Raw genomic sequence first — 19,289 nt, 5'->3', positions numbered from 1 at the left:
CAAATAAAACGTCGTCTCTTCAGTGGAGACGACGTTTTGTTTTACCATATTTCTACGAATTATCGGAAGAGGGTGGCGTATTTGCCAAACGGTTATAAGCTTTAAAAGCTGCGATTGCCGATATTACACCACCTGCTAAAAATAAAGTTGATCCACCGACTAAAATGATACGACTGACATATGTCTCACGTGCTTCTTCGACTTGTTCTTGTAACGCTGTAGGCATATGAAATCCTCCTTTACAAAAATGTTTTGTAAATAGTATATACAAACGCCTAAAATATGTTAAAATTACTTGGTCGTTTTATCCCGCATTAACTGCCCGTAAAACCCCCACTGATTATAGTTTCACTTTATGCAGAAGGAAATATTTGTATTATGAATTATTCAGTATGTAGTAGGATACAAGTGATTTTTTAAATCTTCATTACAAATTTATGCTAACTTCACATACAGCACATATTAAAATTGTATTATGTATATGTACCAAATAAATAAAGTGAATAATAATAAGTTCGATTTTTGAAAATTTAAAATCCTATTATTTTTATATGAAGGTTTTGTTTAGGGATTTTAAGTTTTAGAAATGGTTCTTAATAAAAAGGAATTCATATAAAAGGGGAATGTCTTATGACAACATATACGAGCGAGATGAGAAAAAGTGTAGTTTCAGAAGAAGATGTAGATATTTTAAAAATTATGGCGCATCCAATCCGATTACAAATTGTAAATGAATTAAGTACAAGAAAAACTTGTAATGTAACACAATTAACAGAATTACTAAATATTCCACAATCGACTGTTTCGCAACATTTATCAAAAATGAAGGGTAAAGTGTTACGAGCGGAGAGAAGGGGTTTAGAAATTTATTATCACATTAATAATTTAAAAGCGAGTAAGATTGTTAGTGTTTTAGGATATATAAACTAAAGAAGTATTTTCATATAAAATAGCCTCTGCTGTCGAGCAGGGGCTATTTTATGTTGTTTTATGTACTTGCATTTAAAATTTTATAGTTTTTATGATTTACAATTGTTCGATCAAATTCAAAAGTACCACCGCTTACATTTGTAATCTCAACTAAGACCGATTCAGTATATAGTTTTAGTACAGATCCTGTAATCTTTAGATTATTTCGTTGGAAAAGTATAGTATCCCCTACGTTTGCTTTCATAGTACCTCCTCATTTAAGACAGAAATATTTTTTATTATATATATTAAACCACGTATGGATATATTAGTGAATATTTAGTTTATTTATAAATAAAATATTTTTTATTTAATAAAAATTGAAGTGCAATATTATGCGGGGAAATTACAAAAAACATAAAAATAGAAATGTAGAATTTTTGAGTACAAGCATTGTAACGAAAGCCAGATTACAAAACTATTAAATGACTTGTATCAAGACACATGGGAGCAACATGTTAGAAAATCTGAAGAGTAAAAAAGAATAGGTTGTTTTTGTATGTATAGGAAAATCAGAATTTTGAAATTCAACCATGGTATAATCGGGCTCATAACCTTTATAAAAGAAGATGCGAAAACAGCTGTAAGTCGTATTGATGCAAAACATAATAAAGGCTACTACGTATTTAATAAGCAGTTTTTTGTATTTCATCCTTCGTTTTATGTAACTAATTCCATATTTTTGACGCTCTATCTTGTAAGTGCTTACACAAACGTAGACATCCTATACAATGAAGTTGTTAAATCAAAAGAGGTGGTCAAAATGAACATAAAAAAAGAAAATTTAGCGTATGGCATTGAAATAGAAAGAGGAGGCGGGATAATATGAAAAAATCAAATGTAAATCCATGGCTTGTTGTCCTTGGAACAGTCATAGTACAAATGGGGCTTGGAACGATATATACATGGAGTTTATTCAATCAGCCTTTAGTTAGTAAATACGGTTGGAGTCTTAACGCAGTTGCTATAACTTTCTCAATTACTAGTCTTTCTTTAGCGTTTTCAACTTTGTTTGCGAGTAAATTGCAAGAAAAATGGGGACTTCGTAAACTTATTATGATAGCTGGACTAGCATTAGGACTAGGATTAATACTTAGTTCACAAGCTTCCTCATTAGTATTACTTTATGTATTAGCAGGATTCGTTGTAGGTTATGCAGATGGTACAGCATATATCACTTCACTATCCAATTTAATAAAGTGGTTTCCAGAGCGTAAAGGCTTAATCGCTGGTATTTCTGTCTCTGCATATGGTTCGGGTAGTTTAATCTTTAAATACATTAACGCACAGTTGATTGAATCAGTTGGTGTATCACAAGCGTTTATATACTGGGGTGCAATTGTTACAGCTATGATTGTGATTGGTGCTTGTTTAATCCATCAAGCCGCTGATCAAGGTGCAGTTCAGGAAACAAAAACTAAAGAATATACAACAAAAGAAATGTTAGGCACAAAACAAGTATACTTATTATTTATTATGTTATTTACATCATGTATGAGTGGCTTATACTTAATTGGTATGGTAAAAGACATCGGTGTTCAACTTGTAGGGCTTAGCGCAGCAACAGCAGCTAATGCGGTGGCTATGGTTGCAATCTTCAATACATTGGGTCGTATCATTCTGGGACCGTTATCAGATAAAATCGGCCGTTTAAAAATCGTTACTGGTACTTTTGTTGTTATGGCGACTGCAGTCTTGGTTCTAAGTTTCGTAGATTTAAATTATGGTATCTACTTCTTATGTGTAGCAAGTGTAGCATTTTGCTTTGGTGGAAATATCACTATTTTCCCAGCTATTGTTGGTGATTTCTTCGGTATGAAAAACCATAGTAAGAACTACGGAATTGTGTATCAAGGATTTGGATTTGGAGCGCTTGCAGGTTCCTTTATCGGTGCACTTCTAGGTGGATTCAAACCAACCTTTATGGTGATCGGCGTATTATGTGTCGTGTCATTTATTATCTCAATTTTAATTAAAGCACCTAATCAGAAAAAAGAAAACGAAGAAGAGTATCGCAGCGTAGCGTAAGCATATAAATCTTCTATCACACTATTATTACTAAAAAGCACCCTATTAAATAGGGTGCTTTTTTACGGTATATTATAAAATTATGAAAGGGAAGTGGATGACAAACCACTTCCTTTTTTCTTCATGAACTATGTTTTTAGTATTTGCCTTTATTCAGGATTTATTATTATCGGAATTTTCTCAAATGATGAAATCAACAGTATATAAATTTTTTGGAAATCTTTATAAGCTAAAAAAATCAATATAGATATTTGTATTTCCAAAAGTGTAGAAATATTTATCTGAAAAATAAAAAAAGATTGACAAGTTAAATGAGAGGGATTATCATTTCGGTGTAGGTTATAAATGAAAGTGATTATCAATTGAGTGATTTTCTGTACTTGTTATAATAAAAGCATTATTGATATTACAAAGGGGCGTATATGAAATACAACAATTAGATGCAAGAGAACTTTTGAAAAATCGTTAAGTTCATACTAGTTAATGAAATATTTTATAGAAGAGGTGTTCCTCATGTTAGTGGTGGAAAATAGAAAAAGCGAATTAACTTATAATGTACAAGCAATTAAAAATATTTTATTTTCTGGAGATACGCCATCTATTCGTGCTTTAGAGAAGCTTTTGAATGATACAGTTCAATTGGATGTTCTCGAACAAGAGGTAATTGATAGACAGTACATTCCGAAAGAAGTAAAGAATTTCTTTGATAAAAACGGAACATTTATTTACCGCGTATCTAATGTTAGTTATAAAGGTAAGGTATTATCTGAAAATCTAATTTTTGTGGACACATCGTTTTTACCGGATACTATAAAGCAAGAATTAGAGAATGGAAATATTCCAGTTGAAAAACTTATAGAAAAAATGGAAGTAAGAAGAAACGTATTATACGAAGGATATCAGCCATCCGGAAATATTATCGAATTGTTTGATGGATGTTCTGTTGCCGCGAATGTTTATCCGACTAGAAAATATCAAATTATAAGTAACTGCAAATGTATATTTTATATTTGTGAAGTGTATCATGCGGAGAATATAAAGGAATTGCTTAAATAAAACAAGAAACCAGCNNGCTGGTTTCTTGTTTTATTTTACAGCTTCTTTTAATTCTTTACCTGCTTTAAATGCTGGAACTTTACCAGCAGCGATTTGAATTTCCTCACCAGTTTGTGGATTACGACCTGTACGAGCAGATCTTTCACGCACTTCGAAAGTTCCAAATCCAATTAGTTGAACTTTATCGCCAGATTGTAATGCAGTAGCAATTGTGTCAAATACGGATTGTACAGCTGCAGAAGCATCCTTTTGAGAAATATCAGCTGACTGTGCTACGTTTTTAATTAGTTCTGTTTTGTTCATGTTTTCACCTCATAAAAATTTTTTAGAAAGAATGTTTTAGTATAATAGATAGTAAAAATAAAGCTAATTCTATGATTAGAAAGAATGCTGTATAGTTATGTTAATTTCGTTGCAAGAGACTGAATCCCTGCTAATAATCAGGGATTAATTAAGAATTGATGTATACCAAAAGCTGTAGTATGGAGATGAGGGGGAGTATACGGATGATTTTTCGTGAAAAGAATGAGAAAGAAAGTATATTAATTCGTCAACATGATCATGGTTTTTTAGCTGGAGAGATTGCTAGTAAAATAAAAGAAGATTTCTTTGAAAATCAGGAATATTTAATGGAATCTATAGATGCTATATATGAGCATGATAGAGGATGGATAGAGCTTGATAAAGTACCAATTTTGAATGATGCTAAAAATATTCCATATACATTTATGGATTGTCCAAGCTCATTGCGTTTTGTTTTTTATACGATTGGTTTAAATGAAATTGAAGAATCTAATCCATACGGGGCGTTACTGTGTAGTAAACACTTTTTATCATTTCCACTAAATGAAGAAGACGAAGAGATGATGTCTTTTTATAGGAATGAATTGGAACGACAAAAAAGAATATTGAAAACGCTAACAAAAGAACAATACGATTTATTCGATAAACATTATAGATTATTAAAGTTTTGTGATGAACTTTCTTTATATGTATGTATGAATAAACCTGGTGTAAAAAAGAAAGATGAAATTGATTTATTTAAAGATGGTTTTGAGGGAACAGAAATGTTTAATAGTAAGGAAGAGAAACGTATTCAAGCTGAGTGGGTGGATGAAGAAAAGATTCGAATTGCACCGTTTCCATTTAAAACAGAATTTCATACGTATGTAAAATATAAAACTATAAATAAATATGAAATTGAAGAAAAAGGAATTGCAAAGGCGGATAAAGAATCGGAAATGAAGGAGCAAAAAATTTGTTTCATAAAATAAGGAGGTAATTTAAATGAAAGATAACATGTTAAAACAGTATGATTATCATGTATGGGCAAATATAAAATTATTTAATCGATTAAAAGAGCTACCAAACTATGAGACAATCTTTAATGAAAAGATACAGAGTGTATTTCCATCAATTAAGGATACTTTTGCACATATCTATATTACAGACCAAGTGTGGTTACACATATTACATGGCAGTAGTATGAGTGAAGCAATACAAGATCGAGAAACGCTACAAAAGCAAATCGAAACAAAATCGTTACATGAATTAGAAAAAATGTTTGAAAACATTGCAAATCAATATAAAGAATTTTTAAGTACAATACGAGATGTAAATGCGGTATTTGTAATTAAGAACCCTTATGTAGGGAAATTAGAAACTTCAATTTTAGAGTTAGTACAACACGTCGTAAATCATGGTACATATCATAGAGGAAATATAACAGCAATGATCCGTCAACTTGGTTACTCATCGACAATGATGGATTTTGTGCTATATTTACATACGATTAAGAAGGACGGGAAGTAGAATTGTTTTAAAGGAAGTGGATTGAACTAGGGAATAAAAAAGGAATGACTTATTATAGATGAGCCATTCCTTTTTACAGTGATTAACTTGCCTGTTTGTTTCTGCTTTCTTTTAATCTCTCTGCTTGTAAAAAGCGATTCGTTTCAGCGACAACAATACCACTTAATCCAATTAGACCAATTAAGTTTGGAATTGCCATAAGTCCATTTGCAATATCAGCAAATGTCCATACGATGCCTAGTTTTAAATTGGCACCAATAGCAATCATAACAATGAAGATTGCCTTATAATATCGTACTGCACCTTCTCCAAATAAATACGCTACACATTTCTCACCGTAATACGACCAACCTAAAATAGTAGAGTAAGCGAATAGAATTATTGCTATACCAAGAATCATACTACCAGCAGTACCGAATACAGATTGGAATGCTAATGTTGTAGCTTCAACACCGGTTTTACCTGATTTCCATGCACCTGTAGTAATTAATACAAGCCCTGTAATTGTACATACGATAAATGTATCAAGAAAAGTTCCAGTCATAGAAACTAAAGCTTGTTTTGCAGGTGAATCGGTTTTTGCAGCTGCAGCCGCAATTGGTGCGCTTCCTAAACCAGCTTCGTTCGCAAAAACACCGCGCGCCATTCCAATTTGAATAGCAGATGCAACTGTTGCGCCAATAAAACCACCAGCAGCTGCAGTACCATTAAATGCACCAGAGAAAATAAGTGAAAATGCCTCTGGAATTTGATCATAGTGATAGAAAATAATAATAAGGCCAGCAATGATATAAAAGAAAGCTTTAATAGGAACGATATATCCAGTTACTTTCCCGATTTTTTTTACACCGCCTAAAATAACAATCGCGATTAAAAATGACATGAATATACCAGTTAAAGCAGGGGGGAAAGAGAAATTAATTCGCATTGCCTCTGCAACTGAGTTTGATTGCACCATATTACCGATACCGAAAGAAGCAGTTGTACCAAATATAGCGAATAATACTGCCAGCCATTTCTTACCTAAACCGTGCTCTAAATAATACATCGGTCCACCTGAGTATTCACCATTTGCGTTACTAACACGGTATTTCACCGCAAGGATTGCCTCGGCATACTTTGTTGCCATTCCGAATAAAGCGGTAATCCACATCCAAAAGATAGCGCCGGGTCCACCGATTGTCACAGCGGTTGCTACGCCGGCTATATTTCCCATACCAATCGTTGCAGCCATAGCTGTCATGAGTGCTTGGAAATGGCTAATATCTCCAGAAGAAGATGTATCTTCTGATTTTTTAAAAGCTAGTTTGTGAGCGTATAATAGTTTACTAAACTGTAAACCTTTTAGACGCACTGTGAGAATGATACCAGTTCCAACGAGTAGCAACAAAGTTGGTAATCCCCACACGTATTGATTCATTTGTTCTAATACTTTACTTACTGTCTCCATCGTTATTCTCCTTTTTTTAGAAAAAATAAAAACCACTTCAAGTAAATGAAATGGTCTCTGGAGAAACAAGGAATAGAAAAATAAACCGATACAAATCGGCTTTTTCTTTCGCTTGTCTCTGTCCTTTTACCTGAGAGATTATCCGCTAAAATAGCGGATTTGCTCCTTCGGTGCTCGTTTTCCTCCGCGCTACAAAAAAGCGAGAGGGAGTCTCTCCAGAGATTCGTCCCCATGCAGTTCTACTTGTAAACAAGACCTGAGAGTTTCAAAGTCGGTTCAGCAACTTTTTGCCCCGTCGGTAGATCAATAGACCTTCTCCTGAATGGTTCATCCGAATTATAAAATTTATAAAAACATTGATTGTAAATCAATAAAAACATTATAGACAGACAAAATGTGAAATGCAATCTTTTTTTATTTTAAAATAATAAACAGTTTTATTTTTTTGCAAGTCCTAATTTCTCTTCAACTTCAGTTAAAGTAGATAAAGCGATGACAATATGTTGATCTGCAAGCCCTAAAGCATGTTTTGTATTTTTAATTATTATACTGTTTGGAGTAGAGTTAGTGGTTCCGTCTATAATTAAATCCGCCGCGTTTTTCATAAATTTAGAAGCAGTCTTAAATTCAGTTGTGAAATAAACTAGTTGTTCTTGTATTTGTACTTCCGATATATTTTCTTTAATTTTCATAGTGTCTATTTCGTTCATAATTTTTTCATATTGTTTGGAAATAGCACTCATTGTAACTAATAGTTTATCTCTGTTTACTGAATCTCCGTTCGTGTTAATTTCTTCCCAAGCATGTAACCAATCTTTTTCGATGATGTCATTATAATTATTAGTTAATTCATTAATTTTAGGTTGCAATTTAGTTTTGAATGTTTTTGTATCAACCGTTTCTACAGTGACTTTTTCGTTATTATTTTTATCTTTAATCGTGTAGAAAACTGTACTGGTAATGATAAAAATAGAAATAACAATTGTCCATTTATTTAAAAGCAATTTCTTCAATGTGTAACGCCTCCAAAGTTAAAAATTCTATAATTACAATATACAACAGTAATGTTATTAAAGGTAGGTAATATAGGATAGAATTAACTATATATACTTAAATAATCGAATTTAGTAAAATGATGAAAGTACTATGCGAGAAGAAAGGGTTTTTATTGAAAATGAATAGAAGAAAACTAGTTTCAAATATTTCAATTGCTGTGTTATTAGTTAGTTTAATTGCATTCATATTTATGAATAAAGAATCTAAAATTAAAGATTTTCCAGTGCCAATGTCAGCAATTCATATTAACGATGATAATGAAGAGGATTATAAATATATAAGTGTAATGCCTATTAAAAAGGTAATTGGATGGGAGGACTTAGGCGAAAACGGGCATACTGTTAGTTTTAAAAAAGGGGAAAGGAAGGTAACGATATTACATTATCCGGGAGAAATTACATATTATTTATTTGAAAAATAATTGATAATAAAAGAGATAGGAAGTGAATGGTATTGTAGGATTGTTTACTTCCTATCTTTTTCGAATTATAATTCTGAATTATTTGAATTATAATTACTATGTGTATAGAATAAAATAATATTTAGTATGGAGATGAGATGATAATTTGCCAAGTATAAAAAAGATAGGTCGTTTTTGTCCTACTGATGATGAAGGATATATTATAAATGATGCACATATTGAAAAAGTTCAACCTATATTTATGGGGGCCATACGAGAAATAAAAAATACTTGTTGTGAATTGTTACAGGATGATTTACACAGTGTTTATATAAGAGGCTCAATTCCAAGGGGGATTGGAATTGAAGGAGTTGCAGATATAGATGTGATTATAGTAGTACGAAAGGATCCTAAATTAATAGACTTAAGCTGGCGAAAGAAACTAGAAGTTCAAAGTTTGCAAAAGTTTAATTGTATAACAGGAGTGGAATTGAGTTTTTACAGTAAAAAAGAGGTGATAAATTCCAAGAGTTTTTCTTTTATAAGCTTCATGATACAGACACATGGAGTATGTATATTTGGTGAAGATGTAACATTGTCTTTACCTAAATATAAAGTAAGTCAGGAGTTAGCCTATGAACATCTTATTCAATTTGGGAAACAAATTGGACAAGCACGCAAAGAGTTAATACATAATAAAGGCGTAGAAGATATAGCGGATTGTTGTCGTTGGATTATGAAGATAATAATCAGGTCAGGTCTAGCATTGACAATTGAGAGAGAAGGACTTTACTCCAGAGACTTATATCCTGCCTATGAATTATTTAGTAAGCATTTTCCCGAACAAGAAAAAAATATGAGAAAGGCATTACAATATGTAATTGAACCGATAAATGATATAAATGAAATTTTATTATTTTTAAGTACGTTTGGTGAATGGCTGATAGAAAGAGCGGATGTTTTTTTGAATACTATAGATAACTAGAAGAATATAATCATGTTATGTAAACAAACAAATGATCTAAATGTTCGTGATTTTGCAGACTATTATGGGATCCCGGAAGATGTGACAACAGGAAGTTCAAATGGATGTTTAGCAGCGTATCTTTTAAAGTATCGTAATTTTTGGAACAGAAAAGATAAATCTGTGTGTTGAACAAGGATACGAGATGAAAAGGCCTTCTTTAATACATATAAGAGCTGAAGAAATAGAGAGTAAAAATAATATTCGTTTAGGGGAAAAAGTAGAAAGTATTGCAGATGGGAAATGGAATGTAAGATAAGGGGGAATTAAAAATGTTACTAAAAACAATCTACTGTAAGGTAGCAGAAGAGAAAAAGGAATTATTTTCAAGAGCACAAGAAAAATGGCGTGATATACAGCACTTAGATGGTTTTCATGGGCAATTTGGTGGATGGAGTGAAGAGGAGGCATGTGTATTTACTTTATGGGAAGATAGAAGTAAATATCAATCATTTATGAATGGTGCTCACGATACAATTTATTTAAATAGTAATCAAAAAGATACGTTCCTTTCATGTGAAATAGAACTATTTCAAACGTTGTACGATATAATTGATACGCCTTTGAAAGATGTTGTTACAGAAGGCTCATTCGTAAGAGTTGCCATATGTGATATAAAGTTGGGAAAGGAAAAGTACTTTTTACATAAACAAGAAACAATTTGGAATAAAGGAATGGAACAATCAAAAGGGATGTTAGGTGGAGTAGTGGCGAAGTCTTTAAAAAATGAAAACCGTTACATATTGTTAACTTATTGGAAAGATGAAAAGGCACATCAAAATTATGTGGAAGAGGTTTTTCCAAAGCTATATAAATTAGCTAGTATTCATGAAGATATAGAAGAGATAAAAGGAAAACAAGCTGTATGTAAGGAAGAATGGCTTGTATATTAAGCGCAGAAAAAGTGCATAAATGAATGTATAATAAAGATATTTTCTTATAAACGAGTAATTAATAGAAGACGTCATATACCCTTTCATGTTAATATATTTAAGTTATAATAGAAGGCTTACCCTTTTGTATTGTACGGTAGTAGCAGTGTGAGCTTGAAATTTTGTTTAGAAAAGGATGTGCCTAATTTGCGTATCAATAAATTTATTAGTGAAGCTGGAAAAGCGTCCCGACGTGGAGCAGATAAATTAATTAATGAGAGAAGAGTAATTATTAACGGTAAGGTTGCAAAAATTGGTGACCAAGTAAATCCAGGTGATGATGTGCGCGTAAATGGAGAGCAACTTCGAATTGCTCGAGATCACGTATATATCGCTTTAAATAAACCGGTAGGTATTACATGTACAAGTGAAAAAGCTGTAAAAGGTAACATTATCGATTTAGTGAATCATCCTTTACGAATTAGTCACATTGGGCGTCTCGATAAAGACTCAGACGGTTTGATTTTGTTAACGAATGATGGTGATATTGTTAATGAAATTTTACGTGCTGAAAATAAACATGAGAAAGAATATATCGTTTCAGTAGATAAGCCGATTACACCTGATTTCTTAGAGAAAATGGCAGCTGGTGTGAAAATTTTAGGAACGAAAACGCTTCCTTGTGAGATCACACAGTTATCAAAATATGAGTTCCAAATTATTTTGACACAAGGATTGAATCGCCAAATTCGCCGTATGTGTGAAGCTTTAGGTTATCAAGTATACACGTTAAAACGTACGAGAATTATGAATATAGAGTTGAATAATTTACCGGTTGGACAGTGGAGAGATTTAACGAAGAAAGAGAAACGTCGTCTATTTTCAGACTTAAATTACGAACCACAGGATTGGTAAAATTGAGAAGTGAAACCAAATTTTTTTGGTTTCACTTTTTTAAATTAAATAAATAATGTTTTTTAACACTTGCAAAAATAAAATGAATAAGATATAGTAAATAACAATTAATGGATGTACTTTTAAAAGCAAAGAAAAGGACACGAGTTATTTTATCCGGTTATACAGAGAGGGAAGGAAAGCTGAGAACTTCCTAACGCAGAAAAATAACTTACCACCTTAGAGCTGCACTGGGGAAATTAAGTATCTAGTGCCGTGTAAGCGACGTTACCGCAAAAGAAGCCATCGTCTTTTTTCGATGGGAATCTGGGTGGAACCACGAATAAAAGCATATTCGTCCCTATATTTAGGGATGAATATGCTTTTTTGCATTCAATTTCATAATAAGCGAAGAAAAGGACACGAGTTATTTTACCCGGTTATACAGAGAAGGAAGGAAAGCTGAGAACTTCCTAACGCAGAAAAATAACTTACCACCTTAGAGCTGCACTGGGGAAATTAAGTATCTAGTGCCGTGTAAACGACGTTACCGTAAAAGAAGCCATTACTTTTTGTGATGGGAATCTGGGTGGAACCACGGGTATAAGCACGCTCGTCCCTATATTAGGGATGAGTGTGCTTTTTATTATGAAATGGAGAGATGAAAAATGAAAGAACAGATGATTGAAATTAAATTTCCGGATGGTAGTGTTAAAGAGTTTGTGAAAGGAATTACTTTAGAAGAAATTGCTGGATCCATTAGCAGTAGTTTAAAAAAGAAAGCAGTCGCAGGGAAAGTAAATGATCAGTTATATGATTTACGCCGAAATATTGAAGAAAATGCGGAAGTAGAAATCGTTATGATAGATTCAAATGAAGGTGTAGAAATTGCAAGACACTCTGCTGCACATATTTTAGCGCAAGCTGTAAAAAGATTATATGGTGATATAAATCTTGGAGTAGGGCCTGTTATTGAAAATGGATTTTATTATGATATGGATCTTCCAAGTAGTGTAAACATTGAAGATTTACCGAAAATCGAAAAGGAAATGAAAAAGATTATAAGTGAAAATATAAGTATAGAGCGAGTTGAAGTTTCTCGAGAAGAAGCTGCAAAACTGTTTCAAGAAATGAAAGATCACTTGGAATTAGAACTTTTAGAAGCAATTCCTAATGAGGAAAGTGTAACACTTTATAAACAAGGTGAATTTGTAGATTTATGTAGAGGACCACATTTACCATCTACAGGGTATTTGAAAGCATTTCAATTAACTAACGTTTCTGGTGCATATTGGCGAGGTGATAGTAACAATCAAGTGCTTCAGCGCATATACGGTGTTGCATTTTCTTCTCAAAAAGAATTAGAAGAGTATTTACATTTTGTTGAGGAAGCAGCAAAGAGAAATCATCGTAAGTTAGGTAGTGAATTGGAGTTATTTATGTTTTCTGAAGAGGCTCCGGGAATGCCGTTTTATTTACCGAAAGGACAGATTATTCGTAACGAATTAGAAGCATTTTTAAGAGGCATTCAAAAAGAGTACAATTATCAAGAAGTACGCACTCCGTTCATGATGAACCAAGAATTATGGGAGAAATCAGGGCATTGGGGTCACTATAAGGACAATATGTATTTCTCAGAAGTAGATCATAAAAGTTTTGCATTAAAACCGATGAACTGCCCTGGACATATGCTTATGTTTAAAAATAAATTGCATTCTTATCGTGAATTACCGATTCGCATGTGTGAGTTTGGTCAAGTACATCGACATGAATTTAGTGGTGCTTTAAACGGATTATTAAGAGTTCGTACTTTCTGCCAAGATGATGCTCATTTATTCGTAACACCAGAACAAATTGAAGATGAGATCAAATCAGTAATGGCGCAAATTGATTACGTATATAAAACTTTTGGATTTGAATATGAAGTAGAGCTTTCTACTCGTCCAGAAGATTCAATGGGTGATGATAAATTATGGGAGCAAGCAGAAGCGGCATTAGAAAATGTATTACATTCATTGAATTATAAATATAGACTAAATGAAGGGGACGGTGCGTTTTACGGACCAAAAATTGATTTCCATATTAAAGACGCTTTAAATAGAAGTCATCAGTGCGGAACAATCCAGCTTGATTTCCAAATGCCAGAGAAATTTGATTTGAATTATATAGATGAGAAGAATGAAAAGAAAAGACCAGTTGTCATTCACCGAGCAGTTTTAGGATCCTTAGATCGTTTCTTAGCAATATTAATTGAGCACTTTGGAGGCGCGTTCCCGGCATGGGTGGCACCAGTTCAAGTAAAAGTAATTCCAGTTTCAAATGCAGTACATGAACAATATGCAAATGAAGTGGTAAATAAATTAGCGCAAGCTGGTATTCGTGTTGAGCAAGATATGCGAGATGAAAAATTAGGATATAAAATAAGAGAAGCACAAATGCAAAAAGTACCGTATGTTCTCGTTATTGGTGATAAAGAAATGGAAAGCAAAGCTGTAAATGTACGGAAATATGGAGAAGAGAAGTCGGAAGTTGTTTCGTTAAATATATTTGCGGCAAGTATTGAAGAGGAAATAAAGAATAGAAAATAAAAATTGATTAGAAAATACACCATTTTAATGAAGTGAACTCGAATAGTGGTACATGAAAAAACATCTCCTGAATTGGCATACTAAGTATGTAATTTCAATGGAGGTGTTTTTCATTTGAAGGGAAGAGTATGTTACCGAGAAGAAGTAAAGTGGAAATTGATTGATTCGATATTGAATGGCCTCCAGTATTTTAGACGTATCTAAAACATTGGAGGCCAATTTGTTTTCTAGTTAGTCACTTATTACAAGTAAAGCTGTTAAGTTGTCTTACAGATTTTCTTCAAAAAGTTGCGGTAAAAATTTACTGAACTGACTCATTTCTTCTACATTGTGTTTATATAAACCACTTAGATTAATAAATGGTGGTAATCCTTTCGGGAAAATGAATGTAGAAGTCATTACTGTACCGTTTTCGGATTTTTCGTATTGATGTATTACTTGTGAAATTACATCGTCATCATCATCTAAACATGAACCCATTAAAACATGGCTGTAATGGGTATTTATAGGACAATCTTTAGGGTCTTCCCATCTAATTCTTAGTGGAAATTCTAGTCCATCCCCCGCAGATTCAATCGAAGCTGATATGGCTCCTACGTGTCCATGTACTTTAGGGTCAACTAACCACTTAAAATCAACATGCTCTTCTGGGTGCCATAGTTTATATCGTTCAGAGTTATCAATATTATCCCACCACCAGTCAATCATTTTTGGTGTTACGTCATTCAATTCATGTTCAACTACTAGTGATACTTGGTTTTTCATTTTTATACCTCCTATTTTTTAACCAACATAGTGTCGGTTATTTATATTTATTATTATAGTTTGTGTATCGCATGCGTTCAATAAACAGAAATAGCTGATCTGTTGTATTCTGAACACCTTATAAAAATATGTCTAAAAAAATTTAGGAGGGGAAAAATTGGCAAAAGCATATACTGATTTACGTATAGCTCGTACTAAAGAAGCAATACGTGATGCATGAACTGAATTAATACATGAAAAAGGGATGGACTCCATTACGGTTAAGGATATTACAACTAAAGCCAATAGTAATCGAGGGACATTTACTCCGAATTAAAATGTTTCTCAAATTAAGATATGGATGAAATGGTATCGTACAGATCAAACGTATTGTTTTCAATTATTTGTAGGAAAACAATATCCTTTTGGGAATGGGGCAAAAGAGTTAAGTGAATTGGAGCAGATTGTTTGGGTGTTTTAATCTGTGTCCCGATTTTGCGGTTTATTTCCAAGTGGTGTATTTTCTTTTCTACCTTACAAAATTGTAAGGTAAATGTAAGGGAAATCGAATGAACGAGTTTTAGAAAAGTGAGAATATGAAGTAGGAGATAGGTTCATGGTACTTATGTAACTCTTTATATTTGAAAAGTTAAAAAATTCTTAAGGATTTACATGAGAAAAAGATAAGAAATATATGAGAAATTTATACTATACAAAAGGGATGGAGTGAAAGTGATGTCAACAAATGTAGTTACTGTCGAAAGTGTAGAAAAAACGTATGGGAAAAGAAATGAGAATCAGTCAAAAGCATTAAGGGGTGTTTCATTAAGTATTAAAGAAGGAGAGTTTGTAGGGATTATGGGTCCTTCTGGATCTGGAAAAACGACATTACTTAATGTAATTAGTACACTTGATCAAGCGACAGGTGGAAGTGTGACAATAGCTGGCACAAATATTACTTCTATGAAAGGTAATGCATTATCGGATTTTCGTTCTCAAAAATTAGGATTCATTTTTCAAGATTTTAACTTACTAGAAAACTTATCAATTTATGAAAATATTGCTTTACCACTTTCTCTACAAGGCATACCGTCAAGTGAGATTACTGGAAAGGTAAATGAAGTAGCAAAGAAACTAGGGATTACTGAAATTTTAACAAAATATCCGACTGCTGTTTCTGGTGGACAAAAACAAAGAACAGCGGCAGCGCGAGCTTTAGTACATAATCCGGCAATCGTATTAGCAGATGAACCGACTGGGGCGCTTGATAGTAAAAACGCAAAAAGTTTATTAGAAGCGATGCAAGATTTACATGAAAATCACAATGTAAGTATTTTGATGGTTACACATGATGCGTTTAGTGCGAGTTACTGTGAGCGTATTTTATTTATTCAAGACGGTCTTCTTTATAAAGAGTTAAAGCGTCAAGGAACACGAGAAAATTTCTATCAAGACATTTTAGGTGTGCTCGCTCATATGGGCTCAGCTATTGAGTCGAAGTAGGGGGGCGAGAATATGTTATTCAAATTATCACGTCATAGTATGAAAAAAATGTTAAAAGATTATATGGTTTTACTTATTGGTCTCGTTATTAGTATTAGTATTTTCTACATGTTCCAAACGATGGCGATGAATAGTGAATTTACGAAAGATAATAGTCTTATTAGTAGTATTAGACTCGTATTCTGGGTTGGTGCCATATTACTATCGTTCATTACCGTATTTTATATTATATATGCTAATTCTTTTTTACTTACATTAAGAAGAAAAGAACTCGGTATGTACATGATGCTTGGAGCGAAAAAGAAAAAAGTAGCGCAATTATTATTTATTGAAACATTTGGTATGGGTATTGTCAGTATTATTATCGGTATTTTAGTAGGAATGTTACTAGCAAGTGTAGCGGGAAACTTTTTAATGAATGGCATGGAGATTTCAGCAAAAGGTAGTTATTCATCTGTATATACACCAGCAATCATAGTTACAGCTATATTCTTCTTAATACTATTTTTTATTACTGGTTTAATGAATAGCATCCGTTTATTACGTAAAACAGAACTAGAGTTAATTCGTGAAGATGAAACACTAGATGAAGTGAAGAAAAGTAAAACTCGCATTATTATAATGACCGTACTTGGTGTATTGCTAGTAAGTACAGGGTACTATTTTATGGTGAATATAAAAAAATTTGCTGAAGTCGGTTTTATAATAGCGACAATCGTTACAACACTGGGAACATATTTTATCTTTAGTTCATTGCTCCCATTTTTTGTGATGAAAATTAAAGGGAACAAAAAACGAAATGAAACGGGCTTAAATAGTTTTACATATGCACAGCTACGCTTTCGAGTAAATAGTTTATCGAGAGTATTAGGCACTGTAGCGATGCTAATTGCATTAGGTGCAGGGGCAATGACAGCAGGTATGGCGTTTCAAAAAAATGTAGGCATTATGACAGACTTCTCACGTGTATATGATGTTGTAATTCATGATCCAAATGAACAAGATAGAGCAGCATTAGAAGAAATGGAAATTGTTGAAGAAAGTAAGTATAAGTATAAAGTAGATGGAGAAGCGGTTTATTACTTACGTGACGATTTAACTGCGAAACCGCCACTTGTTTCTGATCACTTTGATACAAAAACTTTAAAAGAACCTGCTCGTAAACGTGTGGCTGAACCTTTAACTGAACCTGTCTATTCTGCTTTGGAAGCTCCCGAAGTAGCGAAAAAACTTCCTCCTATGCCAAAAGATTGGGAAGATGCAGTTGTAAGAGAAATACAAATTACACATAATCAATTTAATGGAAAACCTGTAAGAATTGCTGATGAAGAACACTACAAAGCAGTTCAAGGAATAGAGCATAGTGTAACGTTAGTAAGAGTAGACGATATGAAAAAATATAAACCATTGCTGCTCGACATAGATAAGAGACAAAAAGAATTAATTGAAAAAACAACAGGTGCAAAAGTAGATTTATATACGAAAATGACAATTTATCAGTTCATGAACAGTTTCATGAGCGGGACAATGTTTATGGGGTTTTTCCTCGGAATTGCATTCTTAGCAATGATGGCGAGTTCTCTTATGTTCAAAATATTAACAGGAGCTTCTCGTGATGTACGTCGTTATGAAATGTTACGAAAAATCGGTGTGAGACGTAGTATGTTAACAAAAAGTATATATAAAGAAATCTCATACTTATTTATCTTCCCTGCAATTATTGGAATTTCCCACGTGTTAGTAGGGCTTAACTTATTCAGCTTTATATTAGTTGACCCGTTTGTGAAAGTGTGGGTGCCGATAGGAATCTTCATAGTAATTTATTTCATTTATTATTGGATTACTGTCCAACTTTATAAAGGTATGGTAATGCCGAAAGAAGAAGTTGTGAAATAGTTTAACGAAAGAGTCCTTGTTATAAAAACAAGGGCTTTTTTCTATGCGTGGGATACATAAATACGTGTATGAGAGACATTATCAAGCATTTCTGTAATGAACATATTGAAAATTAAGGGAAATGTTAAGATGTTATGTAACGGAGATTAATAATGTACAAATAAATTGAGGTAAAATTGCTGCTTAACAACACCTTTCAAAAGAATCGTTATAACAAAAACATACATTATTGTTACAATATAATTACCCATAAAAAAAGAGAAAACGAAATATATATTTAGGAGGAGAAATACTTTGGAAATAGATTATATAAAGAATATCCTAAGAAAAAGAGCAACTATCTTTCAAACAGGCGGAAAAAGACCCGATTTATCTATAAATGAAAGTTGGATTGGAAAGATTCCCTATTCATTACCAAATGAAACTTACCCAATCGACCGCTATCAAGACAAAATGTATGCGATCATGATGCTTAATTTAACTCAAATACCTTTTGTTCCAGAAGCAGTAAAAGATATGAAAGCCATCGCAGTATTTCTTTCTCCAAACTTTGCTAAAGATTTGTCCAACTTATCAGGAAATTTTTGTATTAGAGAATATGATTCTTTAGAGGAACTAGTACCGAATGAAATGTTACTTACGTTTCCAAATCTAAAACCTTTTCCTTTAATACCAAGATTAGTAACTGATGAGTTTCCACAATGGGATACGGAAGATTTCCCCAACAACATGCAAGATAGAATTTTTGAACTTGAAAACACAATTGAGATTGACTACTACGAGGATATTTTTGAAGAAAATCATTACATACACAAATTAGGAGGCTATGCTTGCTTTGCCCAATCAGGTATCCAATGGCCCGCGGATTATGAATTTATTTTTCAAATAACAGACGATCCAAAAGCACATTTAAAGATTATTCATGGCGGCGGAATTTACTTTGCTAAAAATAATAAAACAAATGATTGGATCGCACATTGTGATTTCTTGTAGGAAT

21 protein-coding genes, 2 pseudogenes, 1 riboswitch and 2 other annotated features are annotated in these 19,289 nt (G+C 32.8%); of the genes and pseudogenes, 17 read left to right on the top strand and 6 right to left on the bottom strand.

Features of this window, described 5'->3' with window-relative positions:
• Window positions 1–52: 52 nt before the first annotated feature.
• Entirely contained in the window at window positions 53–226 is a 174-nt protein-coding gene (locus COC96_RS27455; RefSeq protein WP_001141670.1) for a hypothetical protein, read from the bottom strand.
• 404 nt (window positions 227–630) lie between these two features.
• Between COC96_RS27455 and COC96_RS01125 the strand changes: the two genes are divergently transcribed.
• Window positions 631–930, top strand: a complete 300-nt coding sequence (locus tag COC96_RS01125) for an ArsR/SmtB family transcription factor (RefSeq protein ID WP_097905346.1) — start codon at window positions 631–633, stop codon at window positions 928–930.
• A gap of 58 nt (window positions 931–988) precedes the next feature.
• On the opposite strand, the gene COC96_RS01120 is transcribed toward COC96_RS01125, so the two are convergent.
• Window positions 989–1,174 carry a YkvS family protein gene (locus tag COC96_RS01120; RefSeq protein ID WP_000646790.1) on the bottom strand — a complete coding sequence of 62 codons (186 nt, stop codon included), beginning with the start codon at window positions 1,172–1,174 and terminating at the stop codon, window positions 989–991.
• A 294-nt stretch (window positions 1,175–1,468) separates the two neighbouring features.
• Between COC96_RS01120 and COC96_RS27045 the strand changes: the two genes are divergently transcribed.
• The 3 genes from COC96_RS27045 to COC96_RS01105 all read left to right on the top strand — a co-directional run bounded on the left by COC96_RS27045 (window position 1,469) and on the right by COC96_RS01105 (window position 4,053).
• On the top strand, window positions 1,469–1,798 hold the full coding sequence (locus tag COC96_RS27045; RefSeq protein WP_180234942.1) for a hypothetical protein: 330 nt from the start codon (window positions 1,469–1,471) through the stop codon (window positions 1,796–1,798).
• The gene (locus COC96_RS01110; protein ID WP_098266731.1) at window positions 1,795–2,997 is read left to right on the top strand and encodes an L-lactate MFS transporter; all 1,203 of its coding nucleotides are present in this window, start codon (window positions 1,795–1,797) and stop codon (window positions 2,995–2,997) included. Before COC96_RS27045 ends, COC96_RS01110 begins: the two co-directional genes overlap by 4 nt.
• Window positions 2,998–3,510: 513 nt before the next feature.
• Window positions 3,511–4,053 (top strand): chorismate pyruvate-lyase family protein, encoded by a 543-nt coding sequence (locus COC96_RS01105; RefSeq protein WP_098768124.1) that lies wholly within the window; start codon window positions 3,511–3,513, stop codon window positions 4,051–4,053.
• Between the two features lie 30 nt (window positions 4,054–4,083).
• Here the strand turns inward: COC96_RS01105 and COC96_RS01100 are convergent, their stop codons facing one another.
• On the bottom strand, window positions 4,084–4,356 hold the full coding sequence (locus tag COC96_RS01100; RefSeq protein WP_001043907.1) for an HU family DNA-binding protein: 273 nt from the start codon (window positions 4,354–4,356) through the stop codon (window positions 4,084–4,086).
• A gap of 203 nt (window positions 4,357–4,559) precedes the next feature.
• Between COC96_RS01100 and COC96_RS01095 the strand changes: the two genes are divergently transcribed.
• Both COC96_RS01095 and COC96_RS01090 read left to right on the top strand, forming a co-directional pair.
• On the top strand, window positions 4,560–5,327 hold the full coding sequence (locus COC96_RS01095) for a DUF3891 family protein (protein WP_098768123.1): 768 nt from the start codon (window positions 4,560–4,562) through the stop codon (window positions 5,325–5,327).
• Window positions 5,328–5,340: 13 nt separating this feature from the next.
• Complete coding sequence (locus tag COC96_RS01090) at window positions 5,341–5,865, top strand: DinB family protein (protein ID WP_098266733.1); 525 nt, start codon at window positions 5,341–5,343, stop codon at window positions 5,863–5,865.
• A gap of 82 nt (window positions 5,866–5,947) precedes the next feature.
• On the opposite strand, the gene COC96_RS01085 is transcribed toward COC96_RS01090, so the two are convergent.
• A complete protein-coding gene (locus tag COC96_RS01085) occupies window positions 5,948–7,315 on the bottom strand; it encodes an alanine/glycine:cation symporter family protein (protein ID WP_098768122.1) in 1,368 nt (455 codons plus the stop codon).
• Between the two features lie 108 nt (window positions 7,316–7,423).
• A riboswitch (glycine riboswitch) is annotated at window positions 7,424–7,544 on the bottom strand.
• Between the two features lie 208 nt (window positions 7,545–7,752).
• Entirely contained in the window at window positions 7,753–8,328 is a 576-nt protein-coding gene (locus tag COC96_RS01080; RefSeq protein WP_098768121.1) for a hypothetical protein, read from the bottom strand.
• Between the two features lie 119 nt (window positions 8,329–8,447).
• On the opposite strand from COC96_RS01080, the gene COC96_RS01075 reads away from it, so the two are divergent.
• The 6 genes from COC96_RS01075 (at window position 8,448) to thrS (ending at window position 14,149) form a co-directional block, all read left to right on the top strand.
• Entirely contained in the window at window positions 8,448–8,792 is a 345-nt protein-coding gene (locus tag COC96_RS01075; protein WP_098768120.1) for a hypothetical protein, read from the top strand.
• A gap of 145 nt (window positions 8,793–8,937) precedes the next feature.
• Entirely contained in the window at window positions 8,938–9,756 is an 819-nt protein-coding gene (locus COC96_RS01070; protein ID WP_098768119.1) for a nucleotidyltransferase, read from the top strand.
• A 12-nt stretch (window positions 9,757–9,768) separates the two neighbouring features.
• Complete coding sequence (locus COC96_RS27450; protein ID WP_071709612.1) at window positions 9,769–9,927, top strand: PhzF family phenazine biosynthesis protein; 159 nt, start codon at window positions 9,769–9,771, stop codon at window positions 9,925–9,927.
• Window positions 9,928–10,067: 140 nt separating this feature from the next.
• A complete protein-coding gene (locus COC96_RS01055) occupies window positions 10,068–10,688 on the top strand; it encodes a YdbC family protein (RefSeq protein ID WP_098266736.1) in 621 nt (206 codons plus the stop codon).
• Window positions 10,689–10,874: 186 nt separating this feature from the next.
• The gene (gene rluF, locus COC96_RS01050; RefSeq protein ID WP_141536019.1) at window positions 10,875–11,582 is read left to right on the top strand and encodes a 23S rRNA pseudouridine(2604) synthase RluF; all 708 of its coding nucleotides are present in this window, start codon (window positions 10,875–10,877) and stop codon (window positions 11,580–11,582) included.
• 122 nt (window positions 11,583–11,704) lie between these two features.
• Window positions 11,705–11,927: a binding site (T-box leader), on the top strand.
• Between the two features lie 36 nt (window positions 11,928–11,963).
• Window positions 11,964–12,185: a binding site (T-box leader), on the top strand.
• A 44-nt stretch (window positions 12,186–12,229) separates the two neighbouring features.
• Window positions 12,230–14,149, top strand: coding sequence for a threonine--tRNA ligase (gene thrS / locus COC96_RS01045; protein ID WP_098768118.1), 1,920 nt, complete (start codon window positions 12,230–12,232; stop codon window positions 14,147–14,149).
• Window positions 14,150–14,416: 267 nt separating this feature from the next.
• Here the strand turns inward: thrS and COC96_RS01040 are convergent, their stop codons facing one another.
• Window positions 14,417–14,914, bottom strand: a complete 498-nt coding sequence (locus COC96_RS01040; protein WP_098266738.1) for a DAPG hydrolase family protein — start codon at window positions 14,912–14,914, stop codon at window positions 14,417–14,419.
• A gap of 157 nt (window positions 14,915–15,071) precedes the next feature.
• Between COC96_RS01040 and COC96_RS27710 the strand changes: the two are divergent.
• The 5 genes and pseudogenes from COC96_RS27710 to COC96_RS01015 all read left to right on the top strand — a co-directional run.
• A pseudogene (locus COC96_RS27710) lies at window positions 15,072–15,218 on the top strand (TetR/AcrR family transcriptional regulator); the annotation flags it as partial.
• Between the two features lie 12 nt (window positions 15,219–15,230).
• Window positions 15,231–15,359 (top strand): annotated as a pseudogene (locus tag COC96_RS01030) (IS3-like element ISBt2 family transposase); the annotation flags it as partial.
• Window positions 15,360–15,628: 269 nt separating this feature from the next.
• Complete coding sequence (locus COC96_RS01025) at window positions 15,629–16,396, top strand: ABC transporter ATP-binding protein (RefSeq protein ID WP_098266739.1); 768 nt, start codon at window positions 15,629–15,631, stop codon at window positions 16,394–16,396.
• Window positions 16,397–16,408: 12 nt separating this feature from the next.
• Window positions 16,409–18,292: an FtsX-like permease family protein gene (locus tag COC96_RS01020; protein ID WP_098768117.1), complete on the top strand. Its 1,884-nt coding sequence runs from the start codon at window positions 16,409–16,411 to the stop codon at window positions 18,290–18,292.
• A 294-nt stretch (window positions 18,293–18,586) separates the two neighbouring features.
• Window positions 18,587–19,285, top strand: coding sequence for a DUF1963 domain-containing protein (locus COC96_RS01015; RefSeq protein WP_098768116.1), 699 nt, complete (start codon window positions 18,587–18,589; stop codon window positions 19,283–19,285).
• The last annotated feature ends 4 nt before the right edge of the window (window positions 19,286–19,289 follow it).

It is taken from the genome of Bacillus cereus (genome assembly GCF_002577405.1).
Classification (GTDB): domain Bacteria; phylum Bacillota; class Bacilli; order Bacillales; family Bacillaceae_G; genus Bacillus_A; species Bacillus_A cereus_AU.
This window is presented reverse-complemented; position numbering and strand designations above follow the sequence as displayed.